Annotated in this window: 15 protein-coding genes; 5 read left to right on the top strand and 10 right to left on the bottom strand. The window is 40.7% G+C overall.

The window, feature by feature from the left end; genetic code table 11:
- Positions 1-17: 17 nt before the first annotated feature.
- The 5 genes from porM to JKG64_RS21230 form a co-directional block, all read right to left on the bottom strand.
- Positions 18-1,541, bottom strand: a complete 1,524-nt coding sequence (porM, locus tag JKG64_RS21210) for a type IX secretion system motor protein PorM/GldM (RefSeq protein ID WP_210356273.1) — start codon at positions 1,539-1,541, stop codon at positions 18-20.
- Between the two features lie 45 nt (positions 1,542-1,586).
- Complete coding sequence (gene porL / locus JKG64_RS21215; protein ID WP_210356274.1) at positions 1,587-2,228, bottom strand: type IX secretion system motor protein PorL/GldL; 642 nt, start codon at positions 2,226-2,228, stop codon at positions 1,587-1,589.
- Between the two features lie 55 nt (positions 2,229-2,283).
- Positions 2,284-3,582: a T9SS ring complex lipoprotein PorK/GldK gene (gene porK / locus JKG64_RS21220; RefSeq protein WP_210356275.1), complete on the bottom strand. Its 1,299-nt coding sequence runs from the start codon at positions 3,580-3,582 to the stop codon at positions 2,284-2,286.
- Between the two features lie 261 nt (positions 3,583-3,843).
- On the bottom strand, positions 3,844-4,611 hold the full coding sequence (locus JKG64_RS21225) for a uroporphyrinogen-III synthase (protein WP_210356276.1): 768 nt from the start codon (positions 4,609-4,611) through the stop codon (positions 3,844-3,846).
- A gap of 12 nt (positions 4,612-4,623) precedes the next feature.
- A complete protein-coding gene (locus JKG64_RS21230; protein WP_210356277.1) occupies positions 4,624-5,547 on the bottom strand; it encodes a DUF4271 domain-containing protein in 924 nt (307 codons plus the stop codon).
- Positions 5,548-5,647: 100 nt separating this feature from the next.
- Between JKG64_RS21230 and JKG64_RS21235 the strand changes: the two genes are divergently transcribed.
- Positions 5,648-6,214, top strand: a complete 567-nt coding sequence (locus JKG64_RS21235) for a DNA-3-methyladenine glycosylase I (RefSeq protein WP_210356278.1) — start codon at positions 5,648-5,650, stop codon at positions 6,212-6,214.
- Here the strand turns inward: JKG64_RS21235 and JKG64_RS21240 are convergent.
- Positions 6,211-6,756, bottom strand: a complete 546-nt coding sequence (locus tag JKG64_RS21240; protein ID WP_210356279.1) for a phosphoribosyltransferase — start codon at positions 6,754-6,756, stop codon at positions 6,211-6,213. The genes JKG64_RS21235 and JKG64_RS21240 overlap by 4 nt on opposite strands.
- A 5-nt stretch (positions 6,757-6,761) precedes the next feature.
- Positions 6,762-8,807 carry a transglycosylase domain-containing protein gene (locus tag JKG64_RS21245; protein WP_210356280.1) on the bottom strand — a complete coding sequence of 682 codons (2,046 nt, stop codon included), beginning with the start codon at positions 8,805-8,807 and terminating at the stop codon, positions 6,762-6,764.
- A gap of 382 nt (positions 8,808-9,189) precedes the next feature.
- On the opposite strand from JKG64_RS21245, the gene JKG64_RS21250 reads away from it, so the two are divergent.
- The 4 genes from JKG64_RS21250 (at position 9,190) to JKG64_RS21265 (ending at position 13,733) form a co-directional block, all read left to right on the top strand.
- Entirely contained in the window at positions 9,190-10,611 is a 1,422-nt protein-coding gene (locus JKG64_RS21250) for a Gfo/Idh/MocA family protein (RefSeq protein WP_210356281.1), read from the top strand.
- A gap of 253 nt (positions 10,612-10,864) precedes the next feature.
- Entirely contained in the window at positions 10,865-11,149 is a 285-nt protein-coding gene (locus JKG64_RS21255; protein WP_210356282.1) for a hypothetical protein, read from the top strand.
- A 48-nt stretch (positions 11,150-11,197) separates the two neighbouring features.
- Entirely contained in the window at positions 11,198-12,256 is a 1,059-nt protein-coding gene (locus JKG64_RS21260; protein ID WP_210356283.1) for an Mrp/NBP35 family ATP-binding protein, read from the top strand.
- Positions 12,257-13,103: 847 nt separating this feature from the next.
- Positions 13,104-13,733, top strand: coding sequence for a hypothetical protein (locus tag JKG64_RS21265; protein WP_210356284.1), 630 nt, complete (start codon positions 13,104-13,106; stop codon positions 13,731-13,733).
- A gap of 121 nt (positions 13,734-13,854) precedes the next feature.
- Here JKG64_RS21265 and JKG64_RS21270 read toward each other — a convergent pair whose 3' ends face one another.
- The 3 genes from JKG64_RS21270 to JKG64_RS21280 form a co-directional block, all read right to left on the bottom strand.
- On the bottom strand, positions 13,855-15,354 hold the full coding sequence (locus JKG64_RS21270; protein ID WP_210356285.1) for a RagB/SusD family nutrient uptake outer membrane protein: 1,500 nt from the start codon (positions 15,352-15,354) through the stop codon (positions 13,855-13,857).
- A 4-nt stretch (positions 15,355-15,358) separates the two neighbouring features.
- Complete coding sequence (locus JKG64_RS21275) at positions 15,359-18,967, bottom strand: SusC/RagA family TonB-linked outer membrane protein (protein ID WP_210356286.1); 3,609 nt, start codon at positions 18,965-18,967, stop codon at positions 15,359-15,361.
- 107 nt (positions 18,968-19,074) lie between these two features.
- Positions 19,075-20,223, bottom strand: a complete 1,149-nt coding sequence (locus JKG64_RS21280; protein WP_210356287.1) for a FecR family protein — start codon at positions 20,221-20,223, stop codon at positions 19,075-19,077.
- Positions 20,224-20,442: the final 219 nt, after the last annotated feature.

The raw sequence follows: 20,442 nt of genomic DNA on the forward strand, positions 1-20,442 counted from the left end.
TAATACTTATTATGCGCTTAATTTGTAACCTGGAAAGTAATTGGCTCCAAGTTTTGTGCCACACCATCAGGTCCGACTCCTACAATATCATAAATCATTACAACCGAACCTGCTTTAATCCCACTCAACCCTGTTTTCATCTGTGCACTGAAATCATTGCCAGACGCAGAATAAGGTCCTATTGGATCTACTCGAGGTATAGCTATATACATACTAAATTTAGTAACCTTAAATTTAGCATCGAAATCAAAATTATCCAACGAAGCTGACACCACCGTCTGTCCACGCAATTGCGAAGCAGAGATACGTCCTCCTGTTTTACCTCCGACACGAGCCGTTGGTTTTGGTATACGTTTCACACGAAACTTAGAAGTTCCCAGGTTTTGCGTCTTTCCATCTACAGTAGCTGTTACCGCTAAAGAGACATCTCCTGGAGAAGAAACCCGTGCAATATACTTAGCGTCTCCCTTTGACGTCAAATTCACTCCAGATCCCGACACCTTCAAGCTCTCGACAGGTACGCCTGGCGCAGAAATTGAAATAGGGTTATCAACACCGATATACAATACATTCATTGCATCAGGAGACACAACTGCTGAAGGTTTAGAAACCTGAAACGTCATTGGTTCTGTTTCATACGTCTTCACCGTTCCATCTGTTTGTTGGACACGGATAGATCCACGCCAGGTATGTGTACCCACACCGGGAGTTAGCGAATATGTTCCTTGCCCATCGACAACCGGTATAGAAGATCCATTTACCGAAATCTGAGGACTTGATTTAGAATCATAAGCGGTAAGGAATACCTTAGCAGTGTAAGGCTGTCCTGCGATTAAATACGATGTTGGTGCTACAGCTACAGCCGCAAATTTATCAAGATTAACCACCGCCTGATCCATCTTACCAAATATGTGTTTGACCACAGCAGATTCCGCATTTTTCGCATCTGCATTTATTTTATCCAGAGCTGTAATTGCTGCTGTCAAAGGAATACCGTCACCAAAATTAACATCTTCCCAACTTTTCTTAACACCCCCTCTAGGAACTGGGTCTTCTGCCGACAACGCAAAACTTACTTCATTATTCGTCAGTTTTTTTAGCTCGTCAGATGTCTTATTGATCAAATCGCGTAGCTGTTTACCTCTTCCCTCATTGATCATCAATCGAGCAGATATATCTGTACTGCTACGGAACTTAACATCACCAGTCTCTTCGTCCATACCACCACCTTCTCCAGATAATGTTTGATTATACTCGGTAAGCTTAGCAGTCAATTGAGCGACCAACTTCTGAGCTTCCTCGGCTTTGATCAACAGTGGCTGCGCACGTTCGGGATTCTCCTTCATCTTGGTCTCCCGAAAAGCTAAGAACATATTATCAATACCAGCCTGTGTATTTTGAGTCGATGTATTTAAACTATTTCCTAGGTTTCTAAAAGCATCCAGAATAGAATCCGATACATTTAGCGCTACTAAGCCTAGTAGCACTAGATATAGGATTCCGATCATCCGCTGTCTAGGTGTTTCCTTATTTCCTGCCATAGTCTCTAATTTTCCTTAAAATCTATTGTTCAATTAAAGTTCTACTTAGGAACGATTAGCATTCATTGCGGACAACATATTACCATAGATTGCATTCAATGATGTCAAGTTTTTATTAAAAGTACTTACCTGTTCTTTAAATTGCTGCATATCGCCGGAAGCTTCATTAAAAGTCTGTAGATCTGCTGCAGCACGCTCAAACGCATGGCTAAGCTGTGAAGCACCTGTTGAAGCCGCGTTCAACTTGTCCGCAAACTGATTTGTAGCAGTCGCTGTATCAGCAACTTTAGAAATCGCTGCTACCTTGTCTCCAAATGTACGCAGCCCATCTCCTAAGTTTCCAATCAGGTTTTCATCAATCTTAGCATCCTGCAACAATTTGTCTAAGGCCGCCGTATTACCTACTGCCACAGGCTGCGCAACAGCTGCTACCGCACTACGCTTAGGAAGCTCTCCATTAAAATCTTCGTCCAGCTCTGGATACACACGAGTCCAATCCACATCTTTCTCTCCTGCCATGAATCCCATGATGAAGAATAACAAAGCCTCAACTGCCAGACCGATACCGATCATCCACTCACCTCCTTTGAAGTGAAGAATTTTAAACATCAAACCGATAATAACTACAGTCGCTCCCCAGTTGATAAGCGTGTTGATACCGAAACCAAATTTCTTTTTGCGTGCCATGTGACTAATGCTAATTTACAATGCGTTATTAATATTCTTGACTCTTTTTATTTTCTTAATAGGCTACTCCTGGATACCTCGTCACCGATCTAAAACCGATATATGATTTTGCTGTATCCTGGTATTCATATTGTCTAGTTCCATTCTGCAGGAAAAAACCAACATCCTTCCACGATCCTCCACGGATTACCTTGCGCTTCATCGTCTCATGATCCGATGCTTTTGCGTTGTAACTATAAGTAGGGTTCATATCATGTACGAATGAATATGCTGATTCGTTATAGCTGGACTGCGTCCATTCGGCCACGTTGCCTGCCATGTTATAAAGACCGAAATCGTTGGGCCAGTAGGAATATACTGGAGCAGTATACGCTACACCATCGTCGATATAGTTACCACGACCTGGCTTAAAATTGGCCATTAGACAACCTCTCGCATTTCGCGCCGTAGGTCCTCCCCAAGGATACTGCGTACCAACTTTACCGCCTCTCGCTGCATATTCCCATTCTGCCTCTGAAGGCAGCTGATAATCAAACCTCGGTTGCATGCGGTTCTTTGCAGCCTGGTTATTAAAGAGTTGTGTCCGCCACGAATTAAACGCCTGCGCCTGGCGCCAAGTCACTCCCACAACTGGATAATCATCAAATGAAGGATGTGAAAAATATCCATTGACCATAGGTTCATTGGCGGCATAACTAAAATCAGCAAGCCATACTGTGGTATCTGGGTAAATCAACATTGTATCGCGCATAATAAAATCGGAGCGTCTTTTGGATGGATCATTCTTTCCACGTACGGCTGCCTGCTGGTCGTACCATTCGAAATGATATTTCAACAGACGTACATCCAACTCATTACGACCAAAAACACGGTCCTCACCTTGATAATACATGCTTCCCAAACGCTCCCGCTTATCCTTATCTCCAGTCTTCCAAGGAGACTGTTTGTTAACCTTATCCCAGTCAATGAAACGCTCGCCACTACCATCTTCGGTCGCAATAAAATAAGAATCATCCCCCAAAAAGTTGTGAATAAGAATAGAATCTCTCACCCAATATACAAACTGACGATATTCGCTATTGGATATTTCAGTATCGTCCATATAAAAAGGTGCGATAGTTACCTGGCGGTTTTGGGCTGTTTGCGAAAAGCCGATATCTTCGTCCGACTGTCCCATAATAAAAGTACCACCCGGAATAAGAACCATCCCGTGCGGTGTTTTATTCGCTTTCAACTTATCCAATCGTACGCCTACTAGCTCACCTGTATTACTTGGTCCTTTACATCCCAATGCAGCTACCGCTATCAGTGCGCATAGAAAACCATAAGACAATCTGTAACGATTAAATTTCATAAACTAATAATCTAAGCTAAACCTTCTCTAAGAGCTTCCACATCAACCATCAAAAAGCTAACCAAAAAAAGCTAATTCCTGATGTCTTAAGTCAAAAAACTCCAAGAAAAAAAACTTCTCTAAACTCAATCAGCAAAAGAAGCACCTAAAAATAGGTGTTAATTATGTTATTCAATCAAGAATCTTCAAAAAAAAGTAAAAAAAATAGCAGAAGCCCTTTTTTAACACTTTTTAACGCTAGTCCTGAATTTGATAAATGTACTATTTATTGACCTGTTTGATATACTGCTCTACTGCCATCGTCATACTCGGCGCACTAGGTGTAGGTGCTGGAATATCCAACAATAACCCTTTCTCCAATAAAGCCTGCTGTGTGCTCGTACCAAATGCCGCTATACGCGTATTATTCTGTACAAAGTCTGGAAAATTCTCATAAAGAGACTGCACGCTAGAAGGGCTAAAGAAGACAATAACATCGTAGAATACATCTTTCAGATCAGCAATATCACTGATCACAGTTTTGAACAACACCGCTGGCGTAAAATCATAGCCGTTGTCCTGAAGCCACTTCTGTGTCTCCTCATTAGCTACATCCGAGCAAGGGAACAAAAACTTCTCTTTACTATGCTTTTTCAGAACTTCTTCCAAATCTTTGGCGGTTTGCTTTCCAAAGAATATCTTACGCTTTCTGTATTGAATATATTTCTGCAAGTAAAGTGCAATTGCCTCAGAGATACAAAAATATTTCAACTCTGCCGAAACCTCAAAACGCATCTCTTCACATACTCTGAAGAAATGATCTACCGCGTTTTTACTTGTAAATATTACCGCAGAAAAGTCAGAAAAATTTATACGATCTTTTCTAATATCTCTAGCAGGAACTCCCTCTACATGAATAAAACCACGAAAATCCAATTTTAGATTATACTTTTCCGCTAACGTAAAATAAGGTGACTTATCATTCTCAGGTTTTGGTAAAGTAACCAACACACTTTTTACTTTTTTTGCTCTCGCAACGTCGATCTGCATAAAATTCTATCTTTAATTGTTTAGTGTTTTCACTAATATTAAAATCGGTGCAATTTCTAAGCTGCAAAGATACAGAATTAAATAAAAGATTGAAAACCTAAGATTTCCCACAACACTATAAGCTGTTCGTAAAAAGCGGTATAAGAACAAGATAGACACCACAATAAGAAAGAAAATTAATATTATCTTAAAGTAGGAAGTAGGAAAAAAGGTAACGAAAAGTAATAACGGCATTAATATTAACATACTATTAAAGTACACTAAATATAAGACGGCTATATATTCCCGAACGAGTCTTTCGACCTCAAACACTATAGCAATAATACGAACCATCAATATCTTGGCTACGAACAGGATACCCACAAGCACCGATATCTGGATAAAATTAGCGACAGTAACTTCGCTCATAGGATTATACGCGGAGCGATAGAGAAGAATAAATAAACCTAAAGAAAAACTAAATATGATATATAGAAAAATATAAGGCCAAGAGGTCATCACATTATCTTCCTTACTGATCTGAGCCAGTACCCTATCATTGAAGAACCCGTATATAATATTCTGAAAGTTGGAATAAAAAAATAGCCGAACTAAACCTATCCCCAAAAACAACAAGATCAATACACCGATTATCCATAGAGGACGATCGACCTTTTGTAACGCTTGCATCGTAGGCGCCTGCTTATCCTTATTGAGACTCGCTGTAAACTCCATCCAAGAAACAAAGTCATTATCTGTCACGGTAATTTTCCGACGTAGACTATCTAGGTATGGATTCGGTCTATTATTGTCCACAAAAACATATAACCTCGCTAAAGAATCTTTTTTTACCTGCACAGCAGATAACGAATCCTGCGTAACACGCAGCAATGAATCTGACAAAGGCGCGACCTGTGCCCTCAAGCCGGCAAACGAGAATACTACTGCAAATAGCATCAAAAGATATTCCAATTTTTTCCTAATTTGCAGTGGCCTATTCTTTGTTTCCATGTATGCTCAAAGGTAGGATTTTTGTCAATAAAAACTAAACGATTCTATGCGAGATACAATCAATAGGTGCCCATGGTGTGGAGACGACCCGCTGTATGTAGAGTACCATGACAAAGAATGGGGAAAAAAGGTGACCGATGACCGTATCCTATTCGAATTTTTATTACTGGAATCTGCTCAGGCGGGATTGAGCTGGATCACTATACTACGAAAACGCGAGGGATACCGCGAACTTTTTGCTGACTTCGACCCTATCAGGGTAGCAAAATACACACAAGAGCAAATCGACACCATAGTTCAAAATCCAGCTATCATACGCCACCGTGGCAAGGTCGCTGCAGCAGTTACTAACGCACAGATTTTTCTGGATATACAGAAGGAATTCGGTTCATTCTACAAATACCTGTACACTTTCATGCCAAATGGGGAGTCTATAAAAAATAACCTTACCTCCATGAAGGATGCGCAGGCCAGCACCCCCGAATCGGATGCACTTTCAAAAGATCTTAAGAAACGAGGTGTCAAATTCTTTGGCACCACCATATGCTATGCATTCATGCAAGCCACTGGCATGGTTAATGACCATTTAGACTCCTGCCAATTTAAAGGCTAGGCTCCGCCGGAGACCTCCTTGTAGATATCAGGGAGGTTTCGGCACTGCCCGTTATAATCCAACCCATACCCTACGACAAACTCCGGTACAATTTCGAAACCTACATACATGATATTATCAAATTCATGTTGCAGACATGCAGGTTTAAGCAGTAAAGTACACACTACCACACTTGCAACCCCTAGTTTCTCCAGGGCCTCCATCGTATACTTCAATGATCGGCCAGAATCAACCACATCCTCCACGATAACGATATTGCGCCCCGTCAAATCCATCCCAACACCTATTAACTCATGTATGTTACCTTGCGCTGTACCTGCATAAGAAGCCAATTTAACAAAGGACATCTCACAAGGAATATGTACCTGTTTCATCAGATCGGCCATAAACATAAAAGAACCATTCAGCACACCGATAAAGACCGGATGCTTGTCCGCGTACTGTACATTGATATCTATACCGATCAACCGAATCCTCTTTTTTATTTCATCATACTCGATAAAAGGCTCAAATTTCAAATTATCAATCTCAATTGTACGCATCTTCTTTAGTTCTTTTTTTCTTTGTTAAATAATTTTTCGAGGATGGATTTCTTTTCCGTTTCCTCTCGTTCCATTTCTTCTATCAGACGTTCGTGTTCATCAACCACATCTAGAGACACTGTATCCCTTATCAAGGGAGCAGGCGGGCGTAAGCCGGGCTGTAACACGACGTCATAAAAGCCGTAATTGGCGGGTACATTCACCTCCTTCAGATCCCCCACTTTGGTCATAATATATCCATAGGTATTGAAATGACGCTGCACCCACGGCTTAAGATGTCCTGTATAGTCAAATGAAGCCAAACCCGTCTTAGGTCTAGGCACGATACTCGACAAGAAAAGACTCTCCCCCAGATTGAGCTCCTGTGGCCGCTTTTTAAAATAATATTGAGAAGCTTCTGCAATGCCATATACATCTTTACCCCATTCGATTACGTTCAGGTAAATTTCGAACAACCGATCTTTACTGACCTGTCCCGATGCTTCCATCAACCAAACCAACAGAATTTCTTCAAACTTACGCGTCATTGTTTTTTTACGGCTCAAAAACACGTTTTTCACCAATTGCATAGAGAGCGTACTGGCTCCACGCTTAAACTTCCGCTCCTTAATATTCGTACGGATAGACAGTTTGAAAGCTTCTTCTTCAAAACCATTATGTGTATAGAAAAAGGGATCTTCGGTATTACGTACCGTTGTTTTCAACACATAAGGAATCTGTGCCAAAGGGGTAAAATTAGGGTTGCTCGGTCCCACCACAATATGCCTTACAAACGTAGTATCGTCATAAGCATCATATTCAAAAGGAAAATTGAGCGAATCGACTTTTGCTTTTCCCCAGCTCAATACCTTCAGGTCAGTATCATCGATCGATGACTTAAACATAATATTGTCCGGATTGTCCAGTTCAACCGCAAAATCTAGGTTATAATCCACCTGCCCTGCAACTTGTATGCCTTCTAGACTTTCAAACAAACCGCCTGGGATAGCATCGAAAAAATTCTGTGCCGTAAATGGTCCCGTCCTTAGAGATAATTCAATCTTCTTATTGGGCTTGATTGTAAACTTAGCTTTAGGAGAAACGGAGAACTCTTTGACTGTAATTTTAGATTTATCAGTCAGGGCGATGTAATCATTCGCTATGGCTATTCCTCCCGTCGCCAAGCCATGTGGCAATATTACGGCTTCGTCAGAGAGCCGTCTATGCTTGACAACCAGGTTATCGTATTCGACTGCCCCAGTCACATGCAATAAATCCTTTTCTACTTTACGGACCCCCGTAAGATCAAAAACCAATCGGTCAAAACTGATTCCTAATCCATACTTTCCTCTCAAAAAAGGCAACTCGGTATTCTTCTCTTTAGAGGAAACTTCAACTTTTAATTTTTGTCTATCTCCATCCACATGTCCTTTCAAGCGCCATTCCGCATCGTGATCATTGAGAAAAAGACTTGTTTCAAAATCTCCATCATCAATAATCGCCTGAGGCACCCGTATACGCTGATGTAACAAGCTGTCGCGGTACGAGATCTCAAAGTCATTCATCCGCATATTACTAGGTACCTTAGAAAATATCTGCTTAGCAAGCCGTTGCGCCCATTCTGCGAAGTTACGCTCATTGGGTTCTTCTATTGCCGTCGAATCTTTCTCCTTTTTACGGAAGAGAAAATCATAGTTGCTCACGGTATCCCTCTTCACAAAAGAAACCTTTCCGTGATCAAGGTCAAAACGCCCGATCTTGACATCTCCAAACAACAAAGGCCATATCCGGATACTGACCCCGAGATGATCCATCGCCGCAAGCGTATCCCGTCCCGCAGGCACTACCGTAACACCATCAAAAACAACAGTAGTCAAACCATCAAACCGATAACTATCCACCTTAAAATCGATCTGATAGTCTTTTTTCAGCTTCACCTGTGCTCTACCAACAGCAGCATCAAGGTAACCTTCACGTTTGGACATTGCAAAAGCAAACGCTCCACCGATTAAAATAATAAGGGCACCCAAGGCTATTAAAAGCCACTTTTTCCGTGATACTGACAATCGCATATCTAACTCGATCTATTTGGATGTTAAACTTAGATAAAAAGCTTGGAAATATCGAAAAATGCAGAAAAAATAGCACTTTAATTGACAATAATCTATCTGCGCTCATTAGCGTATGCCTTATATTCCGTTAGCCGCACCCTGCTAAATACCAATGAAAGATTACCTACGTGAACTCGCAAGCTCGGTCTGTAAACTATACCGCCCTTGCGAGGCACGAAGGAACCCCGAAGGGCTCATCGTAGATAGTTTTTTTTAATAATGAGACTGCTTCATTTCATTCGCAGTGACGGGTATCGCTACCCATGAACTGCACTTATCTACTTGGAATAAACGAAGAATAGTATTATTTTAGACCATACTTAAACATAAACGCTACTATATTATGAACAAACGGGAATTTTTAAAAAGCAGTGCAATAGGTGCGTTGGGGCTTCTTCTTTCGCCTTCTATTCTAAAAGCTTTCCCTACAGATCGCCGCTTGCGGACTGCACACATCGGTGTTGGCGGCATGGGCAGGGCAGACTTGGATGCCATTTCCTCCCATCCGAATGTGGATATTTTCGCGTTATGCGATGTGGATGCCATAAACCTAGGTGAAGCGCACAAACTACACCCTAAAGCTCGTATCTTTTCCGATTATCGGAAGATGTTGGCGGAACTTGGTGACCAGATTGACGCCGTCATCGTATCCACCCCCGATCATACCCATGCTCCGGCTTCCCTATTGGCCATGCAGATGAATAAACCTGTTTATTGCCAAAAGCCCCTAACGCATTACGTATCCGAATCACGTGAAATGAAAAGAGTGGCAGCTGAAAAAAAATTAGTCACTCAGATGGGTATTCAGGTACATTCTTTTTACGACTATAAGCTGGCTACACTTTTGATCCAGTCTGGTATAATCGGAAAGGTGCACACCGTACACGCCTGGTCTCCAAAAAACCACGGCTACGATGGCCCACCTCCCCAAGGAGAGGACCCAATCCCAGAAACCCTAGACTGGAACTTATGGGCAGGCACATCGCCTAAAAGACCCTATAAAAAAGATGTATATCACCCAGGACGCTGGAGACAAATAATGGACTACGGTTGCGGAACGTTGGGCGATATGGGTGTACATATCTTTGATACCCCATATAATGCACTCCAGCTTGACGTACCACGTACGATCATCAACGAGTGCCGACCTACGAACGGATTTGGTTTTCCGGAGCACAATAAAGTTACCTATGAATTCCCAGGTACCGCATATACTACCTCATCGTTAAAATGGATCTGGTATGATGGCCCCGGTGCGCCAGCAATCAATGAAGACCTAACGCTACCCAATATGCAAGCTGCTAAAAAAGAGGTAAAGAAACAGGACGATCCAGGGGTGTTATCTTTAGACCCAGGAATAGCAGGCGATGGCCAACTCCCTGAGCAGGGCGCTATGTTTGTCGGTACCAAAGGACGTTTGTTATTGCCACACTTCATGCAGCTACCACGAAAAATAGTTGATGGTCAATATGTTGATATCTCTACAGAAATAGAAAAGGTATCAGCCAAGCACAATCTAGGTAAGCCCGTCCGTGATTATGATAAGGAAGGTGCTAAGCACTATCACCAGTTTGTAGACGCCTGTTTGGGTAAAGCAGAATGTTCTGCTCCTTTTGATTATGCTTCCCGACTGACAGAAACCATTCTTTTAGGCACTATTGCCGGACGCTTCCCTGGGGAAACCTTGCATTGGGATGCTAAAAAGGCTAAATTTAAAGAAGAAAAAGCAAACCAATATTTACAAGGTAACTATAGGTCTTTTTAAACAACTACTGTTTATTTTATACAGAAAAGGTTTCTATCCTAAGGATAGAAACCTTTTCTGTTACATGATCAAGCTAGAAGTCTTCTGAGAGGCAAAATTTGCTTATGTGACTTATTTTCATTATATTACAAAATTCAGACTAAATCATACAAACCGTCTGAACAGATTTCTTTCGATTTTCGAACGATATCTTAGGGATAAACAAACACATCACACGCTCCCTTGTATTCAAAATAAAAAAATCACTAAGCATATGAACAATAACATTTTAATACATTACCCCAAGGCAAACTCGAGGCCCGTTAGTGTCAACTACAAAGTATCGAATGAAGGTGACCTGAAAACAATTACCTGTATTGTCCCCGATAAAGACAACACCCCATCCTGGCTTGAATTACAGAAATTCGAACTCGTTGCCATGAAATTTGACAATGCCTATGACCTGGTATTCGAACAGCGCAAATTTGACCGCAATCTAGATACTGTATTATTCTTAGACAAAGTCTTCGAAAAGATTATGGATTTGAGGCAAGCATGACATGTTTGTCTACAGCAATGTGTAGCTTTGTAATAGAATTACGAAGTTATGATTACAAAAGAGCAGATATTACACGCATTGAGCCATGTAGAGGATCCGGATTTGAAAAAAGATCTGGTGACACTCCATATGATTCAAAATATTGAGATATATCCGAACAAATTAAAATTTGATGTGGTACTCACCACACCGGCATGCCCGATGAAAGGGCATATCGAGCACGCCTGTCGTAACGCGATTGCCCTATTTGTGGACAAGGATATCGAAGTCGAGATCAACATGACTTCCAATGTGACAAGTGTAGACACCTCACAGCTTAAAGGCATCAAAAATATTATTCTTGTTTCCTCAGGAAAAGGTGGTGTGGGTAAGTCTACCGTAGCCAGCAACCTTGCATTAGCCCTAGCCGAATCAGGGGCTAAGACAGGGCTACTCGATGCAGATATCTATGGCCCATCGCTACCGATTATGTTCGGTCTAGAAGGTGCTAAACCAATGGCTACGCAGATGCCGGATGGTAAAACGAAAATCGAACCCATCGAGAAGTTTGGATTGAAACTTCTTTCTATTGGTTTTTTCACCGATCCCAACCAACCTATCCCTTGGCGTGGTCCTATGGCGACAGCAGCGATCAAGCAACTCTTTAACGATGCTGATTGGGGCGAACTGGATTATCTGATCGTGGATATGCCACCGGGTACGGGCGACATTCATATCACCGTATCGCAGACCTACCCTATTTCGGGGGCTGTCATCGTGACCACACCGCAACAGGTAGCACTTGCTGATGCAATCAAAGGAATAGCGATGTACCAGATGGAAGGTATCAATGTACCTATCGTCGGTATTGTAGAAAACATGGCTTACTTTACGCCTGCTGAACTGCCCGAAAACAAATACTATATCTTTGGTAAGGATGGTGGCAAGCGATTGGCAGAAGACAATAAAGTTCCATTCCTAGGCGAAATTCCATTGATCAAAGCCATCAGTGATGCCGGAGACAACGGCTTCCCTGTAGTACTGGACGGAGACGAGGATATATCCGAATCATACAAAAGTATAGCCGGTCGTGTAGCTCAGGAAGTCAGCATATTGGCGAATAGATAATATTTAAAGAGCAGGCCTAGCCTGCTCTTTAAATATTACTGTTAAAGTCTTAAAACAAACCAGAACTGTTAACATATTCATTTAGACAAAACACCTCTGATAATACCTTCCGCTTCTAATAAAAAATCAGCCAGTACTTTATTTTCCCAGTAATTTTACTTGAGCTCAAATCAGCCTGTAGAACATTCTATATACCGATATAAAACTGTTGAAATCATCACTTCTTCGCTAAAAATCAATATAAAAGAACGCCCTCTCGCTACGTAACATGGATACATTCTTGTACAAGTAGATGAGAAACTGAACCAAAAAGATTAGAAACCAGCAACAGTAATTGAGAGTCTGGTCTACGTTTGTGACAGACTCATACCAGTATCTGCTATTTTTAGATCACTTTCTACAGTTGCTACGCAGCAATTGGGGACAAAATCATGATTCTATCCGTAACTGCTCTTACTTTACGGCTTACCTGTACCAGACTACGAGAAACTGAACAAAGACTATCACGCTCTTAATTAACTATAGAGAATATTCATTACCAATTAAAGCAAACTATCTTTTCCTTAAACGCATGTTACGTAGCGAGAGAATAGACAATGAAGACTTTCTTTTATAGTTGCACAGCATTATTTGTTACTTGTACCAGATCAAGAACTATTCGTATACCATTGCCAAATACTTAATACCCTAAATGTGAAAGTAGTATCACTTCACAGATATGCCTCGGAGCATTCGCAAAGACTCGTATCATAACTTCTTAATTGTGTGTCCATTTAAGTTTTAGTATATTGAGTCTGCTTATTAATGACGTGCATTTATAAACTACTTGACCTTTTTTGTTTTAATTATGAAGTATATCCGTGCAAAAGCGAACTTTTTCCGATTGGCCGATGAGAAGTTAATTGTCTTGGGAGCCCGCATTATAGAGTGCATGAAGACATCAGAGGTCTTTACCGATCCCACTCCTACCATAGTACAATTGGAAGAAGCTTATGAGGCCTACTATGAAGCGGTAGTACCAGCGGCTAGTCGAAGTAGAGAGACACAAGCCCTGAAACGTGAACGGAAGCGCGTACTGGCAGATTTATTTCAGCAACTCGTCTATTACGTCAATACAGTAGCGGACGGACAGTTATCCCTGCTATACAGCTCCGGTTTTCCAGTGTTGACCGGCAAGCGAACAGGCGTAATCCCAGACACCCCAACAGGGATAGTACTGGAGGACGGTAGACGGACCGGTGAGGTCGCGTTCCGCTTTACCCCAGTAGGTAGGGACATGCAGTATGAATATAGCTTTGCCGTAGAAGACTTAAACAAAAAAGAGTTGGTATGGGGAGAATCCTTATTTACTACTAGATCCTTCAAAACCTATCAGGATGGGTTTACTGCAGGAATCTACATTTACTTTAAAGTCAGAGCTCGCAACAAAAACGGAGTAAGCGATTGGTCTACAGCAGTTCGTTTTTTGGTGCGGTAAGCTAAACATTTAGAGTTCAACTCTCCAAAGTTTCTCCGAACAACATGTTTTACTGACTAACATTGGCGATTTAAGTGGTCAAAAAGGGAGACGATCAACTGTCTCCCTTTTTTATTTTATATTACATAGCATTTTGTTTCACAACACCTAAAGTTCGATCTATCTCACCTTGAGGTATCAAGAACTCCCATTGCTTATCACCAACAGGGACATCAAATGTAACTGTCAGAGTAGCATTATGGTTTGCTCCATTTCTATCCAACGCCATATTTAAACGTTTTAGATCATAAAATCTAAAACCTTCCCCCCACAACTCGACTCTACGGTGTGTAAGAATTTCCTCAACCAAAGCTCCCCCACTATTCGTTGATAAAACGTATGCAGGATCTCTGGTGATTACCAGATCGTACAATGCTTTTCGTGCATCAATCTCACGTCCAGATAAGTTAGCAAGAGCCTCAGCCTCTATAAGATACATTTCAGCAGCTCTCATAAACATTAGATCACCATTACTATTTGCAGGATTAGGCAACGTAAACTTTCTAGTCATATACGGTTGGCGAACTCCACTTGCTGCCACAGGAAACCCCACTTCTTTGGCTGTGGGATCCCATAGCTTCTTTCTAATATCGGTTGCTGATATTTTATTATACAACAATGAACTAATTGCCTTCGGGTTCCCTCTCGTATTGGTCGAACTGAAGTTACCTATATACGCGTAAAACGAGAAGAAATAAGTTGGTTGATCTTCCCGATGTTGGATACCCCACATCCATTCCGAATTTGAAAAATTAACAAAAGAATTCAAGTATTGATTTCCGGTCATTAATGAAAAACCGGTTCTTGCCTCTTTCGCCATTTGGGCTGCAACATCATAATTCTGCTGCGTCAATGATACTCTTGCCTTAATTCCTTTTGCTACGTTTACGTTTAGATGAGAGATATCTGGTCTAGCAACAGCGTTGCCAAAGAGACCAATAGCTTCATCTAAGTCTTTATTGATTTGTGTATATACCTCCTCAACAGAGTTTCTCGGTATGGCTCCTACAGTCTTTTCAAGAATCAAAGACATCCCCATAGATGAGTTATCTCCCCCCTTAACGTAGCGCTTACCAAAAAGCTGTACCATTTGATAATAACTCCAAGCTCGATAAGTAAATGCTTGTGCTTTTAGAAAATTCCTCTCTTCTTGAGGCCCAACCGCAGCATCGATGTTTGCAATGATTTCATTGGCATTTCCTATCAATGCATAATAAAACCCATAATTAAAGGTCAAAATACTAGCATTAATATTTCTATGAGAAAGCCATTTATACTCTGAATTAAAGAATCCATTAGCTGCTCCAGTCATTACAAAATCCTCACCTAACACCTCCATATAGAGCATATTACCAGACTGACCTCCGGCAGCCTGATTACTATGCCATTGTGCATACATCAATCTATGCATTCCATTGATCGCCGCATATGCGTTCTTTGTCGTTGCAAATGTAGTCGACGGAGCGATTCTTGTCGTAGGATCCTTTTGCAAGAATTCTTTCTTACAAGAAGAGAACAGACATACTAATACTACAAGAGAAAGAAAACTGCTATTTATGTTTATTTTTCCAATTAGTCTCATAACATTAAAATCCGAAGTTAAAACCAAAATTAACTGTCCTTGCGTGGGTATATGCCGAATTATCCGTTGGTGAAGTAATCCCTCCAACAGGATTAAAACCTTTCCTACCTGACCAATAAAACAGATTCTCTGCACTAGCAAACACCCTTGCTCGTTTAATTCCCACTTTCGATATGACTTGGCTCGGCAATCGATAGGCAAAATTAACTGAGCTAATATTCAAGTAGGATGCTTTCTGTAACCATCTTGACGAGGCAGCTCCATTTTGTGCAGTACGATTTAAATCCATTAATGGAATATCCGATACATCTCCAGGGTTCTTCCATGCTCCAAATAAATCGCGATGAAGATTCGCTCCATTCGACGGCCCCGAAGACATTAATCCAGCATACTGTCCTTCATAAAAATATCCACCAAGACTGTATGTCAACACAAAGCCGAAGTCAAAATCTTTATAAGAAAAGCTATTGACAATGCTTCCATAGACCGGAGGTAAGGCAGATTTATTCAACCAATCTTGACGTGCGGAATTATGATCAAATGTAATTGTATCGACAACACCGTTTCCCTTATCAATAAGTTTATGATCTACATTTTTCGGATCATATGCAACATCTTCTGACAATCCCAAATACATCGCCCTTCCTGTTTCAGGATCCACACCATAGTATGTCCGTGTATAATAATCATACATTGACCTACCTACAGCTCTTTTATATGGGGAAGAAACAATCTCTGGGGTTTCCTCAGGCATTTTAGTCATTTTGTTCTTAATAGTCGTCAGGTTCAATGTTAGATTCCAATTAAAATCTGGCTTCCGAATTAAATTTCCAGTCAAAGAGACCTCGAATCCTTTATTCGTCACAGAACCGACATTTTTTTGTATAGAATAAGATCCACTGGTTGTACCTCCATTATGGTAAGGCTGATTCACATTGAAAAGTAACCCGTTCGAGTTTCTATGATAATACTCCATTGTACCATGAATACGTCCCTTCAAGAAGGAGAAATCTACACCAACATCAAGTGGCTGTTGTGACTCCCATGTCAAATCCGGACTTCCCAATGAGGTCAAAACAGCGCCAGGAGCTGAAGCGTTATTATAACCGATAGAATATCCTGGTTGATATGGATAATAGTTCTGATCTCCAGATGATGTTAGTAACTGTGCATTCCCAAGTTTCCCATATGAAGCTCTAACTTTTAATAGATCAGTAAAATCATTCTTAAAAAACTCCTCTTTATCCAAACGCCAAGCTCCTCCAATTGACCAAAAATTTGCCCATCGCAGGTTAGATATGAAGCGGGAATTACCATCCCTACGTATCATCGCGCTTAGATAATACTTATTGTCAAAATTGTAATTTGCTCGTGCAAAGTAGCTCTCGATAGTACCTTCTAACAATCCTGAAGTTAGAGAACTGATATCTGAAAAATTTGAAAAAGTATATAAGCCGTCAAAGCCTTGCCCAGTACGCCTACCAGATATTTCGTCTAACCGATAAGAGTAATTTTCATGTCCAAGAACGGTTTCGAGATTATGGTCACCCAAATTATTATTACTACGTAACAATTGATTGAATGTATAGTTGAATGTTCTATACCAGTACTGATTATACCGACCAGCAGGAGCACCATCTCCAACCTCTGTATTCTCATACCCTTCTTCTCGGTAACTGGTAATATCTGGACTAAAAGTAGTACTAAACGTCAACCACGGTAAAATATTCACATCAATATACGCTCTTGCAGAAACAAAATCTCTATTCGCTTTACTTTGATTCTTGAGTGTTTCAGCTAATGCGTGCCGCCCGCTGTTAAAAGGTCTTGACAAGCCAAACTCAGAAACCAGATTTCCATAATCGTACCGTCTATTTCCTAAATTATCGTACAACATCTCACCTGTTGTAGGATCGTGCACATACACAGGATATATTGGTGCAATAGCTCTTGAAAAATAGAAAGGATTATTTATACTCCCAGAAGCCGATGAAGCATAATCGTAAACATTACTTGCTCCAGATAAGTTGATTCCTGTTTTTAACCAAGAAGCTATTTCAGTATTCGCATTAACTCTACCCTGAAAACGATCCATCGAAGACCGCAATCCCCATCCATTATCTTCTAAGTAACTCATTGAAGCGTAAATATCTGTTTTCCTTATTCCTGTCGAATAGTTAATACCATATTCATTACGTCTCCCTTTTCTTGTCGACTCATCTTCCCAAGATGGAGCTCCTTTATATTTTATTTGAGCATTAGAATTAAGCTTGCCATTGACATCTACCAACTCATTATTCGCAACATTAAACGCATTATACCCCCCTAAATATTGAACGATATCATTATATGTCTTTCCATTGTAAATCTGTTGACCTGCTGAATTTCGAGGTAGTAGTCCTGATCCGATCTGACGAGCAATATCTAAAGGTATACGATTTGCAGCCGAGGAAGCATAGGCTAAACTATTGGTATAGGCTTGCCACATTAATTCATAGTATTCTCCCGCAGAAACTGTATTATAATTAGGTACCCCGTTCTCGTTATACCCGATTTGTACCTGAGCATTAAAATCTGCTTTCCCTTCTTTACCTCGCTTAGTTGTCACCATGATTACTCCATTAGCACCTCTTGAGCCATACATAGCAATTGTTGCCGCATCTTTCAATACGGTAACACTCTCCACATCCGCAGGGTTTATATTGGCCATACCCCCATCAAACGGAGCCCCATCTACAACGATTAAGGCATTATTTGATGCAGAATAAGATCCAATACCGCGAATACGAATATTAGGTGAAGAACCTGGAGCTCCAGATGGTGCCGATGTTTGTAAACCAGGTCCAGCTCCCTGCAAGGCAGTCAACACATTGGAAATCGGTCTTTTGTCAATCTCTTTTGTACCAATCTGTGTTGCTGACCCCGTGAAGTCAGATCTCTTAACCGTTCCGTAGGCCACAACAACCACCTCATCTAATTCATCGTCTAGCGCTAGTGTTACAATAAGATTTTCTTGATTTCTGATGACAACTTCCTTCTCTAGGTACCCAATATATCTAACAATCAAAGTGGCCCCTGTGTTAGCCTGAATCGAGAAAGCTCCCTTCCCATCTGTCATAGTTCCAGACGAAGTGCCCTTTACTGCAATAGAAGCTCCTGCAAGTGGAGCCCCATCAGCGTTTTTCACAACTCCATTTATTCTATTTTGAACATCTATTATCCCGTTAGATATGATAATATCTCTTTTTGCACTTCTATTAATGGTTATGGTTCCATCAATAATTTTAAAAGCCATTTTATTGCTTTCCAAAAGTTGGGTCAAAGCTTCAATTAAGTTTCTCTCTTCCAAACTTATACTAACACGACTTGCTCCTTTCATCACCGCATCATTATATAAAAACTTATAATTAGTCTGTTTACTTATTTCTTTAAAAGCTTCTTCTAAGGTGGCGTTACGCAAGGAGAGTGAAACTTTTTGTGCTTTTCCACTCCCATAGACACAAGTCATAAAGACCAGCATCAAAGCCGTTGTTATCTTCATAATCCTGAAAATTATTGGAAAGGGGATTTCCGAGAAGGCATAGCGTCCTTTGCCAAATGATAAGTTATTCATACATTTGATTAATTAAGTTAATGTTAATAGTTTAATTCTGATTAGCTTAACGATTTTGAACAGGGGTGCTGCAACACCTCTGTTCTCGTTTTTTAGTACATGTTGTTTTATGTCATATGTTCCTGTTTTTTTGAAATTAATAATTTATTGTTCTCTATTTTAAAAACTAAATCACTTACAAATTCCAACATTTTTAAGACTTCACTTAGGTTTGAATCGCGTTTGATCTCTCCAGTGTATGTCTGTGATAAAGAAACCTCTCTAGAAAAAGAAATGTCTACACCGTACCAATTTTGCAGCTGCTTAGCGATAGATACTATATTATCGCCCTTGAAATAAAATAAATTGTTTTTCCAGGCTAATTCTTTTAGAAGATCAGCCTGACGCACATCGATTCTATTTTCCATAACCTTGGCTCTTGTCCCTGGCAACAGCGTCTGCTCTAATTCATCCCGATACACGAGAACCTTGCCTTCCTCCAATGTAGTAGTCGGAGCATCATCATAAGCTGAAACATTAAAACTCGTACCAAGTACCTTCACATTTCCGCCTAATGTCTCTACCGTAAAAGGCCGCTTCACATCCTTAATCACCTGAAAATAAGCCTCTCCTTTCAACTTAACTTTTCGCTGATCCTTAGCGAAACGACTTGGAAAATCCAACTCACTATTTGCATTTATCCACACTTTTGTGCCGTCAGAGAGCGTTAAATTCAGAAAGTTTGCCGTCGGTACAATTAGTTTATTGAGAGCCATTGTTCCACCTTCTAACACGGTCTTTTTCTTCTCTGTGAGTACAGTCCCATCCTCAAGTAGCACGATGTTGTCATCCACTTTGACCTCTACACCATCCGCTAAGATAATTTTCGCTCCCTTAATTGCTGGAAGCACATCTTCCTTGTATGGCTGATCCTTAGTTTTCATAAGAGATAGCGTTCCTAGCTCTTCTTTGCTTCTTAAAAAGAAGAAAGAAATAGCACAAACTACTGCTAGAACCGCCGCAACACGCCCCCAACGCAATAGAGACCGCTTACGCCTTTTCTTTTGTATTCTAGACCATGCTTGATCCTCGTCAAAGGATTTGATAATATGCGTATCTACCCCTCTTTTCATATCTTCTTCTAGAATCTGCAACAACTGAAAATTACGCGGATCCTGCGCAGACCACTCCTGAAGGACACGCGCCTCCTCTTCGGTCAATTCGTTATTGAATTTTCTACGTATTATTTGGGCAATATAGAAAGGGTCAGTTCTCATAGCTTATAAGATTAAGAAACGGAAAGAGAATAAATGGGTGACAAAGAATTAACTTATTTTTAACAAAACTTTCATTATTCCATTGGAACACAAACGGGAATGAACGAAGTACGATAGTATCATGGTGAGTTCTTGAAGACCAATGGTTACAAGGCCATAAAAAAGCTCTTGATGGACTAACTAACATATACCTTCAGAACAAAAACGCCGAAAATTGAC

It is taken from the genome of Sphingobacterium tabacisoli, assembly GCF_017908035.1.
Classification (GTDB): domain Bacteria; phylum Bacteroidota; class Bacteroidia; order Sphingobacteriales; family Sphingobacteriaceae; genus Sphingobacterium; species Sphingobacterium tabacisoli.